Below are 12,004 nucleotides of genomic sequence, written 5' to 3' on the forward strand. Positions count from 1 at the left end.
TCAATCCCGGCTGGAACGACTCGGCCTACGACTTTACCGGAGTCAACGCCTTGCTGAACATCCCGCACACGGCCAGCTCGGCGATCGTTCGCTTCTTCGCCAGCGGCGCCGGCTGGCAGGGCGGCGCCCCGCTGGTGAACGGCGTGGGCGGCGGCGACGAGTCGTTCGGTCTGGACCAGATCACGATCAGCATCAACACCGCCGACCAGGTTCCGGAACCCGGCACGCTGGCGCTGCTCGGGCTTGGTCTCGCCACGCTCGCAGCGCGCCGGCGCAGCGCGAAGGCCTGAGCTCCGCCGCAGAGCGGTCCCGCCTGGCGCCTTTGCCGGAGCCAGGCGACCGACCCGCGAGGCACTGGCGAGTCGATGCCGCTTGCCGGAATCCCCGGGTCGGTCGGCCTGAAGAGCCCGTCAGGCGGGCGACGGCGCTCCGCCTGACGGTCCTTCGGCCAAGCGGAGCACGATCCCCTCGTCGGGTCCGAGTTGCAACCGGTCGACCACGACCGCTTCCTCGGGCAGACGGCAGGTGGTCGACAGGAGAATCCGCGAGTCACCGAGGCCCCGCGGCAGCGTCAGGCGACGCGTGCCGCCGGCAAAGTTGAGAACGACCAGCAGGCGACTCTCGCCATCGCTGCGCAGATACGCGTAGACGTCGTCGGCAACGGCGTCGATCGACCGATAGGCACCGACGCCGAGCGCCGGCTCGGACCGACGCAGCGCGGTCAGTGCCCGGAAGAAGCTCAAGATCGATTGGGGATCCGCCGACTCGGCAGCGACATTGACCGTCCGGTGGTCGCCCGCGACCGGCAGCCAGGGGAGTACGCCGGCTGCGGCGAAACCCGCGTTCGCCGACGAGTCCCACTGCATCGGCGTGCGTTCGGGGTCGCGGCCGAGAAGGTGGGCGATCTGCGGCTGGTTGATCGCCACCGGGTCACGCCAGCACTCGCGCGGCAGCGCCACGTCGCGCAGGCCGATTTCGTCGCCGTAATAGCAGGTCGGCGTACCGCGCAGCGTCAGCAGCAGCATCGTGGCGACGCGCGCCTGCGCCAGGCCGACGCGCGTCGCCAGCCGATGCTGGTCGTGATTGCCGAGCACCCAGTTCGGCCAGGCACCGGGCGGCAGCGCCGCCTCGTAGGCGTCCACCTTCGCCCTGACCTCCCCGGCCTGCCAGGGAGTCGAGATCAGCTGGAAGTTGAACGGCAGATGGCACTCGGGAGCTTCCGGGCCGCCATAGAAGCGCATCAGTTCGGCATTCGGCAGATAGACCTCGCCGACCATCATCCGCGCGTCGCGCGAATCGAGCAGCGCGCGCATCCGGCGGATCAGCCCGTGTACTTCGGGCAGGTTGCCAGTGTGAATGTGTCTCAGGCTGGCGTACTGGCGCACGCCATCCCAGGCGGGATTCGGCGGCTCATCGCGAAAGAGCGGATCCTTGAGGAGCAGCGAGATCACGTCGACGCGGAAGCCATCGACGCCGCGGTCGAGCCAGAAGCGCATCACCTCGAGCAGCGCTTCGAACACCTCGGGGTTGCGGTAGTTGAGCTCGGGCTGCTGGCGGGCGAACTGGTGCATGTAGTACTGGCCGCGGCGCTCGTCGAAGGTCCACGCCGGACCGCCGAAATGGCTCAGCCAGTTGTTCGGCAGTCCTCCCCCGGGCGCCGGATCGCGCCAGATGTACCAGTCGCTCTTCGCATTGTCGCCGTCGCGGCGGCTCTCGACGAACCACGGATGCTCGTCCGAGGTGTGGTTCGGGACGAGGTCGACGATCAGGCGCATTCCTCGCCGATGGATCTCGACGAGCAGTTCGTTGAAGTCGGCCATCGTCCCGAAGCGCGGATCGATCGCACAGTAGTCGGCGACGTCGTAACCGAAGTCGTGCATCGGGGACGGGTAGATCGGCGACAGCCAGATCGCGCCGACGTTGAGGCTGGTGAGGTAGTCGACGCGAGAAAGGATGCCGCGCAGGTCGCCGACTCCGTCGCCGTTGCTGTCCTGGAACGAACGCGGGTAGATCTGGTAGATGATCTCACGCTGCCACCAGGCGTACGCTCGGCTCATCGCCGGGATCCTTCTTCGGCTTGCCCGCTCCCGCTGCCAACGACGTCCATCAGGGGCAGCGCCCGCCCCGGCTGCCCCAACCTGAAGCGCTCCCGGCCGCGCTGGCGATTTCCCGCGAGCCGCTCAGCGGCGATTCGAGCCGCCGAGGATCGAGCCAAGAACGCCACGGATGATCTCGCGCCCGACCTGCGAACCAATCGCCCGGGCGGCGCTCTTGGCCGCCGTTTCGAGGACCGAATCGCCCCGCCCGACGCGCCGCTCCCCGCCGCCACCACCGAGCAGGTCTCCCAGCGAGCCTAGCCATCCGCCGCCGGTTGCCTCCCGAGTCGGCGCGCCGGCTCCCGGCTGGCTGCCAGCGGGGTGCGCGGCGGCCGGTGCTCCCTTGAGCCGCTCGTACGCCGATTCGCGATCGACGGCGGCCTCGTAATGCCCGTAGATCGGCGAACTGCGGATCACTGCCTGCCTCTCCTCGGCGGTCTGCGGTCCGATTCGCGAACTCGGTGGCAGGATCGAGGCACGCTCGACGACCGTCGGCCGGCCCTTTTCGTCGAGGAAAGAGACCAGCGCCTCGCCGACGCCGAGTTCGGTGATCGCCGCCTCCGCGTCGAACTTCGGGTTGGCGCGCAGCGTCTGCGCAGCCGCCTTGACCGCCTTCTGGTCGCGCGGGGTGAACGCGCGCAGCGCATGCTGGACGCGATTGCCGAGCTGCCCGAGCACGGTGTCGGGAATGTCCAGAGGGTTCTGGGTGACGAAATAGATCCCGACGCCCTTCGAGCGGATCAGCCGGACGACCTGCTCGATTTTTTCGAGCAGCGCGGGCGGCGCCTCGTTGAACAGCAGGTGGGCCTCGTCGAAGAAGAAGACGAGCTTCGGCTTGTCCAGGTCGCCGACCTCCGGCAGCTGCTCGAAGAGTTCCGAGAGCAGCCAGAGCAGGAAGGTCGAGTACAGGCGCGGCAGGCCCATCAGCTTCTCGCCGGCCAGGATGTTGACCACCCCCCTGCCCTCGTCGGTCTGCATCAGGTCGGCCATGTCGAGCATCGGTTCGCCGAAGAAGATCTCCCCACCCTGCTCGCCGAGGGTCAGCAGACCGCGCTGGATCGCCCCGATCGACGCCGCCGAAACGTTGCCGTACTCGGTCGTGAAGCTCCGGGCGTTCTCACCGACGTACTGGATCATCGCCCGCAGATCCTTGAGGTCGAGCAGCAGCAGCCCATTGTCGTCGGCAATCCGGAAGACCAGTTGCAGCACCCCCGCCTGCGTCTCGTTGAGGTTGAGCAGTCGGGCGAGCAGCACCGGACCCATGTCCGAGATCGTCGCGCGTACCGGGTGACCCTGGGCGCCGAAGACGTCCCAGAAGACGACCGGACACTTCGCCGGCGCGAAATCGTGTACGCCGAGCGCCTCGAGGCGCTGCTGCAGCTTCGGCGTCAGCGTACCGGGAGCGGCGAGCCCCGAGAGGTCGCCCTTGACGTCGGCCATGAACACCGGAACGCCGATCGCCGAGAAACGCTCGGCGAGAAGCTGCAAGGTGACCGTCTTGCCGGTTCCGGTCGCCCCGGCGATCAGCCCATGCCGGTTAGCGAGCGCCGGCAGCAAGGCGAGTTCGACGTCTTCATGTCTGGCGATCACGAGCGGTTCGACCATCTTCGACTCCGGGAAACGGCAAAGGGCAGAAACGGACGAAATGTTACAATGCGCGGCTCGATTATCGACCATCCGGGGCGAATTTTGTTTCCCCGCGGGTCGGCTTGGCAGGCAGAGCAACGACGAGAGGCAGAGCATGGCAGGACACTCGAAATGGGCAAACATCCAGCACCGCAAGGGCAAGCAGGATGAGAAGCGCGGCTTATCCTTCTCCAAGGTCGCCCGGGAAATCACCGTCGCGGCGAAGGCCGGCGGCGGCGACCCTTCGTTCAACCCGCGCCTGCGCCTGGCGATCGATCGGGCCAAGGGCGTCAACATGCCCAAGGACAAGATCGACAACGCGATCAAGAAGGGAACCGGCGAACTCGAAGGCGTCGATTACGTCGAGGTCCGCTACGAGGGCTATGGCATCGGGGGGGCGGCGGTGATCGTCGACTGCCTGACCGACAACCGCACGCGGACGGTCGCCGACGTCCGCCACGCGTTCAACAAGTACGGCGGAAACCTCGGCACCGACGGCTGTGTCGCCTTCCAGTTCCGGCATTGCGGGCAGATCGTCTTCGCCCCCGGGATCGACGAGGCCGCGCTGATCGACGCGGCGATAGAGGCCGGCGCCGACGACGTGCTGGCCAACGACGACGGCTCGGTCGAAGTAATCACCGCGCCGAACGACTACATGACGGTCAAGGAAGCGCTCGAGGCCGCCGGATTCCGGAGCGAGTTCGGGGCGGTGACGATGAAGCCCGAAAACGAGACGCCGCTGACCGGAGACGACGCCCAGCGGATGCAGAAGCTGATCGACGTACTCGAAGGTCTCGACGACGTCCAGGAAGTCCATACGAGCGCGGTGTTCGATGACTGACGCCGGGGCTGATCGCTTGTCGGAATTCTTTACAGGGCTGGGCGCGCGGCCCTCGTCAATGCCCTGCAAAAGGTTGTTCTCCAAGGCCTTTTCTTTCCTGGCACGCGACGTGCTTGGTGGTCTGAAACAGGTGCCGCCGGAACGACGATCGATGGTCGCCACGGGCCTGCTGAAACTGAACCTGGAGACCCTGACATGCTCAAGACGATCAAGCAAAGCCTGGCTGCTGTCATGACCGTCGGACTGGCCGCTTCGGCAGCCGCGACGACGATCGGCGTTCCCGGAACGGCCGACCCATGGCTCGCCGGAATGCCGAACGGTTCGACGGCGTCGTCCGGAGATGTTGCCCCGGGACAGTCGCCGGCCCTGGTCACGGGACTGTCTTTTGCCGCCGGAGATCTGCTCGTCTTCTCGGCGTCTGGATCGACCGATCACTGCACCTCGGGAGGCTGCGGACTCGCCGGCGCCGAAGGCGATGCGAACGAAGGACCGACCGGCCACAGCGGGGGCGCCGAGAACGGCATCGGCAACGTCGTCTCGCCGATCGACGCGCTGATCGGCGTGTTCCTCGACGGCTCGCAACCGAGCCTGACAGCGGCGCCCTCGACGGTCCTCGACTTCAGCACCGCCTTGGCACGGGATTTCGCCTCGCTGGCCCCCCTGCTCAAGCAACCGTTCTTCATCGGCGACGGCCGGCGCAACGACGGCGTCACGGTCCAGACCTTTGCCGTCCCGACCGGAGCCACCCGGCTCTATCTGGGTACGATGGATGGTTACGGCTGGTACAACAATGTCGGCAGCCTGACGGTCAGCGTGGACATCCAGAATGCGGTTCCCGAACCGGCGACCCTGCCAATCGTTGCCGCCTCGGTGCTCGGACTCCTGCTCAGGCGACGTCGCCCGCTCGCCGGCTAGGGAATCTTCGCAGCGCCGCCCACTTCGTTGGCCGGCGCGTCGCCTCGCCCGCAGCCGCCAAGCGCAGCCCCGGTTCCGGCACGCGCGACTCCCCGGCGTCGCGCGTGCCCAGGATTGCTCCACCCCGCGGCAGCGTGCGCCGGCACGGCATTTGGGGGATAATGCGTCCTCGACGAATTCGCAGCACAGGACGCCCCCATGGAAGCCGAACAGATCAACGCCATCGAAAACCGCCTGGCCGACCTTGCGGGGCGCGCCGCCGCATTGCGGAGGTATCTTTGACTACGATCAGAAGGCTGATCAGCTAAAGACCGTCGCCCGCGAGCTGGAAGACCCGAAGGTCTGGGACGACGCCGAGCGCGCGCAGGAACTCGGCCGGCAAAGGCGATCGCTCGAGAACGTCGTCCTGACCCTCGATCGCGTCGGCAATTCTCTGAGCGACTCCGGCGAACTCTTCGCGATGGCCCGTGAAGAGGACGACGACGAGACGCTCGCCGCGCTCGCCGGCGACCTCGACGACACCGACAAGGAACTCGCCGCGCTCGAGTTCCGCCGGATGTTCAACAATCCAGCCGACCCGCTGAACTGCTTCCTCGACATCCAGGCCGGTGCCGGCGGCACCGAAGCACAGGACTGGGCAGCGATGCTGCTGCGCATGTACCTGCGCTACGCCGAGCGCAAGGGCTTCTCCGTCGAAGTGCTCGAGGAGTCCGAGGGCGAGGTCGCCGGCATCAAGACGGCGAGCGTCAAGATCTCCGGGGACTACGCGTACGGGATGCTGCGCTCCGAAACCGGCGTCCATCGCCTGGTCCGCAAGTCGCCGTTCGACTCGAACGCGCGGCGGCACACGAGCTTCTGCTCGGTTCAGGCGTACCCCGAGATCGACGACTCGTTCGAGGTCGAGATCAACCCGGGCGACCTGCGCATCGACACCTATCGAGCTTCGGGCGCCGGCGGCCAGCACATCAACAAGACCGACTCGGCCGTGCGCATCACCCACCTGCCGACGAACATCGTCGTCCAGTGCCAGAACGACCGCTCGCAGCACCGCAACCGCGCCGAAGCGATGGCCATGCTCAAGTCGCGGATCTACGAAGCCGAGATGCGCAAGCGCCAGGCCGAACAGCAGAAGCTCGAGGACGCCAAGTCGGACATCGGCTGGGGTCACCAGATCCGTTCCTACGTCCTCGATCAGTCGCGGATCAAGGACCTGCGCACCAACGTCGAGATCGGCAACACCCAGGCCGTGCTCGACGGCGACCTCGACCCGTTCATCGAAGCCAGCCTCAAGCAGGGTGTCTGAGCACCCTAGGCCGTTCCCGCCCGCGCAGAGTTCGTCGAAAAGTCCCCGATCATGTCAGACAGAGAAAACCAGTTCGAATCGTCAGCCGTGCAGGACGAGAACCACATCATCGCCGAACGCCGGGCCAAACTCGCCGAGTGGCGGCGGAGCGGCCAGGCGTATCCCAACGACTTCGCCCGCCAGAACACCGCAGGCAAGATCGCCGACCTCTACGACGCCAGGACGCGCGACGAACTCGCCGATTCGCCGGTCGAAGTGAGCGTCGCCGGGCGAATCATGCTCAAGCGGGTGATGGGCAAGGCTTCGTTCATCACCATCCAGGACCTCTCGGGCAGACTGCAGGTCTATGTCAGCCGCGATCAGGTCGACGAGACGACGTACGACGCGTTCAGGCGCTGGGACATCGGCGACATCGTCGGCGCGGTCGGGACGCTCTTTCGCACGCGCACCGACGAGCTGACCGTCCGGTGCACGGAAATCCGCCTGCTCGCCAAGTCGCTGCGCCCGCTGCCGGAGAAGTTCCACGGGCTGACCGACCAGGAACAGAAGTACCGGATGCGCTACCTCGACCTGATCACCAACGAGCAGACGCGGTTCACCTTCGCCGTGCGCAGCCGGATCGTCCAGTCGATACGCAGCCACATGGTCGCCCACGGCTTCCTCGAGGTCGAGACGCCGATGATGCACCCGATCCCCGGCGGAGCGACGGCACGGCCCTTCGCGACGCACCACAACGCGCTGGACATGAACCTGTTCCTGCGCATCGCCCCCGAGCTGTACCTCAAACGACTCGTCGTCGGCGGTCTCGAAAAGGTCTTCGAGATCAACCGCAACTTCCGCAACGAGGGAATCAGCCCGCGGCACAACCCCGAATTCACGATGATGGAGTTCTACGAGGCGTACTCGGACTACCGCCAGTTGATGGACTTCACCGAAGGACTGATCCGCCACAGCGCCCGCGAGGCGCTGGCCAGCGAGTGCTTCGAATACCAGGGGCGTACGCTCGACCTCGGCCGGCCGTTCGCCCGGCTGACGATCGTCGAGGCGATCCGGCGTTCCCACCCGGGCTATGGCGTCGCCCAGCTCGGCGACCCCGAGTGGCTGCGCGACAGGCTGCGCGCGCTGGCCGTCGATCCTCCGCACGGTGCCGGCCTCGGAGCCCTGCAACTGCTGCTCTTCGAGGAGACGACCGAGGCCGACCTCTGGGACCCGACGTTCATCGTCGATTACCCGGCCGAGGTCAGCCCGCTCGCGCGACGCAGTGACCGCGATCCCGAAATCGCCGAGCGCTTCGAGCTGTACATCGCCGGACGCGAGATCGCCAACGGCTTCTCGGAGCTCAACGACCCTGAGGACCAGGCTGCGCGCTTCCTCGAACAGGCCAGGGCCAAGGAGGCCGGGGACGAGGAGGCGATGTACTACGACGCCGACTACCTCCGCGCGCTCGAATACGGCCTGCCGCCGACCGGCGGCTGCGGCATCGGCATCGACCGGCTGGTCATGCTGCTCACTGACTCGCCGAACATCCGCGACGTGATCCTCTTCCCGCAGATGCGGCCGGAGTAAGCGGCAGCCGGCGCAGGCGCTTCGATGGACCGCCGGGCGATCGTCGTCGGTGCCGGACTCGCCGGGACCGCCGCTGCCGCGGCACTCGCCGCGCGCGGCTGGCGAATTTCGCTGATCGACGCCGAGCCAGGACCGGGCCAGGGCGCCTCGGGCAACCGTGCGGGCGTCCTCCGGCCGCTGCCCTCGGTCGACGACAACCGGCTCGCCCGGCTGACCCGGGCGGCCTTTCGCCAGGCCGTCGATCACCTGCACGCGCTGGCGCGAAGCGGCGCGCCCGTGCGCTGGCAGCAGACCGGCGTGCTCCACCTGGCGCGCGACGCGCGCCACGAGGCGACCCAGCAGCGCGTCGTCGCCGAACAGCGCCCAGCCCCGGGCGAGTTCTGCTTCGTCGACCGCGAGCCGGCCAGCCGTCTGACCGGCTGGCCGGTGAGCAGCGGCGGCTGGTGGTTTCCGGGTGGCGGCTGGGTCGATCCGGCCTCGCTCTGCCGCGCGAACCTCGCGCGGCACGCATCGGCGATCGCCACCCACTTTTCCCGACCGGTCGACACGATCGCCTTCGACGCCGGTCTCTGGCGGGCCTGTGATGCCGCCGGGCAGCCGATCGGCGAAGCGCCGGTGCTGGTCCTCGCCAACGCGGCCGCTGCGCGGCGCTTCGCCGTCGCCAGCCATCTGCCGCTGCGCGAGGCGCGCGGACAGGTCACGCACCTGCCCGCCGCACCTGGCTCGCCCCCCCCAATCGTCGTCTGCCGGCTCGGCTACGTCACGCCACCGGTCGACGACCTGCGCTGCGCCGGCGCAACCTTCGCGATAGGCGACCGCGATTCCGGGCTGCGTGAAGCCGATCAGCGCGAGAACCTCGCCCGGCTGGAGCTGATGCTTCCGGGGTTCAGGAGCGACGTCGACCCTGATCGCCTCGGCGGCCGGGTCGGCTTCCGTCCGCTCTCGCCCGACCGGCTGCCGATGATCGGACAGATCGCCGACGCTCGGGAAGCCACCGCCGGCAGGCCGGCGCGCACGCTCGACCAATTGCCGCGCGTTCCCGGCCTGTACGTCGTCGACGGTTTCGGCGCCCGGGGCATCGTCTGGTCGGCGCTCGCCGGCGAGCTGCTCGCCTGCCAGATCACGGGCGAACGCCTCCCGCTGGCCGACGAACTCGTCGCCGCCGTCGACCCCGGCCGCTTCGTCCTGCGCCCAAGGCCGGTACCACCAGGAGGCCAGAATGGAAGGAAGACTTGCGGGAACTGAGAGCCTTTTTCGCCGGCCCGTCCTTAGCACCGCTGGTACCCCGCGGACTATCGAGCGCCGGACCCCGCCAGCAGCGGTTGGCAATTCGGCTGCCACGCGCGCGAGGCACTCGTCGACCGCGTACGCTCTCCCTGGCCCGACGGGGCTCAGCACCGTCCGGCCCGCGAGCACTGCGATGACCGCCACGGAATCGAGGCACCTCAAAGCCCGGCCATGATTCGCTACCCCTCTCGCAGATTCTCCAGCCCGGAACGCATTGGCCTTTGCCCGCAGTGCTCTGCCCGTCGGCCATGCCCAGAGCGAGCCGGATGCGCATCTGCGACGCAACGGGGATTCTCGGGTTCACGGAGTCTCCAAGAGAATCCTGGCAGTCCTTAGCAGATCCTGGCGCTGGCCACTGTCCAGCCTTCCAATGACCAGGATCAGCTCGGCCAGCGTCTCGTCGGACGTGTAAAGATACCCAACGGGTACGCCCAGAACCTCGGCGAGACGCTCTGCGGTGGCGAAATCCGGATGGTGCTTGCCTCGTTCGTACTGATTCACTCGCGCGCTCGCCGAATACTCGTCTATTTTGGCCATGACGCCCAGCTGCATCTGCGTCAGCCCCGAACGCACCCGCGCTGCCCTGAGGCGAGAGCCAAACACGGAAGCGTTGGACATAAAGCAAACATTTTGAAGAGCCAGCTAAGAGAATCTGAGTTTTCTGTTGACCGCGAATTAAGGAGTTCTTAGTATCTAGCCCACGCTGATCCCGGCCTAGGGGGGCCGGACACGGCGAGACCAACCATCACGGAGGATTCGATGAAGACGTTCTTGCTGGGCGCGCTCGTTGTAGCCGTCGGTGGCCTGTCGGCATGCGCCTCGCGTTACGCCGACGCGCCTGCCCCAACGCGATTCGCGAATGCGACGCAGCAGAAAGTTCAGGCGGCAAGCCACTGGCAGATGATCGCCGAGCACGTAGCCGGGCAGCTCAACCGTGATCTGAGCGCGAAGCTGAACGGTCGCTCGCTTTTCGTTCCTCAGCCGGGTGGAGAACAACCCTTCGTCGAAGGATTCAGGGAACTGCTGATCACGGCTCTGGTTGCACAGGGACTTCCGGTGGCGATCGATCCGCGCGGCGCTCTGGCGGTGGACGTCCGCTACTCGATCTACCGGTTCCGGCCTGACCGACTGAAGGATACGTACTACTTTGGCGAAGCGACCGCGCTCGCGGCGGGCCTTTGGGCCGTAGGTGGAGTCGTCGCCGCAACAGCCAACGCGTCCCCGCCGGGAGTGGCCGTCGGCGCCACGCTGCTGACCGTGGCCGCCGCAGCCGACGGTTTTGGCTGGGCATGGACCGAAGCTCATGGCTCAGGGAAGTATGCGTCGGGCCCGGCTCCCCGATCGGAGATTCTGCTGACTGCGACGGTTGCCGATGGCGGCCGTATCGTCAGCCGGGCGAGCAACATCTATTACACGGCTGACGAAGACGATGCCCTGTACTGGAACCGGGCATCGTCAGCCTACTCGGGCGGAGGCCTGGTTTCGGTAGTCGGCGATTGTGGCGGAGGGAGAACGACGTGCGGCCGGTGACATTTCCCCTGTTGGTTCTTTCAGCCGTCCTGCTGACTGCTTGCGAGACCACCTCGAGGAGTTCTTCCTATCAGGCGACGCAGTCTCCCGAGCCGACCTATGAACAGGCGCAGAACAGCGCTTTCAATGCCGCCAACTACAATGCGGTAGCGGAGCTCATGCGGCGCTATCAGGTCCCAGTTTCGGCAAACAATCTGCCTGGCGCTGGGGGAGCTGGAGCGCCCCTGATCGTCACCACACTGGTCAACATTGATCAGCTGGAACAGTCGTCGACGTTTGGCCGACTGATTTCTGAGCAGATTTCCTCGCGCCTCGCGCAGATGGGTTATGGCGTTGTGGAGTTGAAAGTTCGCAACGGCGTGTATATGAAGCGCAACGAGGGTGAGTTCATGCTGACCCGAGAGATCAAGGAGGTTGCTTCAGCGCACCGTGCGCAGGCCGTGATCGTCGGCACCTACGCCGAGAGCTCGACGCTGATCTACGTCAGCCTCAAAGTCGTCGATCCTGGCCGGAGCATGATTCTCGCGGCCTACGACTACGCGCTGCCGATGGACAAGCAGGTTCGTAGCCTCCTCAGGAAATCGCCGCAATGAGCTCAGGCTTGGCCGTGCGCCCGGAGAGCGTCTCGGGGAATCTGTTCAGTTGCGGCACGGATCGAAATAGTCGCCGACCTCGGTACCTATAGCCCACCATCGACTGCTCCGCAATGCGTTTCGGAGAAGGTCTCAGACCTTCTCGGCAACCGGGCTACGGACGAGAACTCCCGCTGCCTGACCGGACGCATCGGGACTGATAAGCGCGCCCGCCCGGGGCTCTGCGGGCCGTAAGTATGAGCCCGAG

The 12,004-nt window shown here is 66.7% G+C and carries 11 protein-coding genes; 8 read left to right on the forward strand and 3 right to left on the reverse strand.

The genetic code is table 11. The annotated features are described in order from the left end of the window. On the forward strand, positions 1–290 hold a 290-nt coding region (locus NFW05_RS12195), incomplete at its 5' end, for a PEP-CTERM sorting domain-containing protein (protein ID WP_295307081.1). 120 nt (positions 291–410) lie between these two features. Here the strand turns inward: NFW05_RS12195 and NFW05_RS12200 are convergent. Together NFW05_RS12200 and NFW05_RS12205 are read right to left on the reverse strand one after the other, a co-directional pair. After that, complete coding sequence (locus NFW05_RS12200) at positions 411–2,057, reverse strand: alpha-amylase family glycosyl hydrolase (RefSeq protein WP_295307083.1); 1,647 nt, start codon at positions 2,055–2,057, stop codon at positions 411–413. A gap of 123 nt (positions 2,058–2,180) precedes the next feature. After that, positions 2,181–3,701: a helicase HerA-like domain-containing protein gene (locus tag NFW05_RS12205; protein WP_295307086.1), complete on the reverse strand. Its 1,521-nt coding sequence runs from the start codon at positions 3,699–3,701 to the stop codon at positions 2,181–2,183. Between the two features lie 136 nt (positions 3,702–3,837). On the opposite strand from NFW05_RS12205, the gene NFW05_RS12210 reads away from it, so the two are divergent. From NFW05_RS12210 to mnmC, 5 genes are all read left to right on the forward strand, one after another. Next, positions 3,838–4,563 (forward strand): YebC/PmpR family DNA-binding transcriptional regulator, encoded by a 726-nt coding sequence (locus NFW05_RS12210; RefSeq protein ID WP_295307089.1) that lies wholly within the window; start codon positions 3,838–3,840, stop codon positions 4,561–4,563. A 195-nt stretch (positions 4,564–4,758) separates the two neighbouring features. Then, complete coding sequence (locus NFW05_RS12215) at positions 4,759–5,478, forward strand: PEP-CTERM sorting domain-containing protein (protein WP_295307091.1); 720 nt, start codon at positions 4,759–4,761, stop codon at positions 5,476–5,478. A 198-nt stretch (positions 5,479–5,676) separates the two neighbouring features. Further along, positions 5,677–6,781 (forward strand): peptide chain release factor 2 gene (gene prfB, locus NFW05_RS12220; RefSeq protein WP_295307094.1). Its coding sequence is split into 2 segments (ribosomal slippage): positions 5,677–5,757 and positions 5,759–6,781, totalling 1,104 coding nucleotides; the frame shifts between segments, so codons are not numbered across the junction. Between the two features lie 51 nt (positions 6,782–6,832). Further along, entirely contained in the window at positions 6,833–8,347 is a 1,515-nt protein-coding gene (gene lysS / locus NFW05_RS12225; RefSeq protein ID WP_295307097.1) for a lysine--tRNA ligase, read from the forward strand. A 24-nt stretch (positions 8,348–8,371) separates the two neighbouring features. After that, positions 8,372–9,592, forward strand: coding sequence for an FAD-dependent 5-carboxymethylaminomethyl-2-thiouridine(34) oxidoreductase MnmC (mnmC, locus tag NFW05_RS12230; protein WP_295307099.1), 1,221 nt, complete (start codon positions 8,372–8,374; stop codon positions 9,590–9,592). A 342-nt stretch (positions 9,593–9,934) separates the two neighbouring features. On the opposite strand, the gene NFW05_RS12235 is transcribed toward mnmC, so the two are convergent. Beyond that, entirely contained in the window at positions 9,935–10,252 is a 318-nt protein-coding gene (locus tag NFW05_RS12235; protein ID WP_295307101.1) for a helix-turn-helix transcriptional regulator, read from the reverse strand. 141 nt (positions 10,253–10,393) lie between these two features. On the opposite strand from NFW05_RS12235, the gene NFW05_RS12240 reads away from it, so the two are divergent. Then, positions 10,394–11,164 (forward strand): hypothetical protein, encoded by a 771-nt coding sequence (locus tag NFW05_RS12240; RefSeq protein ID WP_295307104.1) that lies wholly within the window; start codon positions 10,394–10,396, stop codon positions 11,162–11,164. Beyond that, entirely contained in the window at positions 11,161–11,757 is a 597-nt protein-coding gene (locus NFW05_RS12245; RefSeq protein ID WP_295307107.1) for a FlgO family outer membrane protein, read from the forward strand. The genes NFW05_RS12240 and NFW05_RS12245 overlap by 4 nt, the downstream gene beginning before the upstream one ends. The last annotated feature ends 247 nt before the right edge of the window (positions 11,758–12,004 follow it).

Origin of the sequence: Accumulibacter sp. (assembly GCF_023806625.1) — a bacterium.
Lineage (GTDB): Bacteria > Pseudomonadota > Gammaproteobacteria > Burkholderiales > Rhodocyclaceae > Accumulibacter.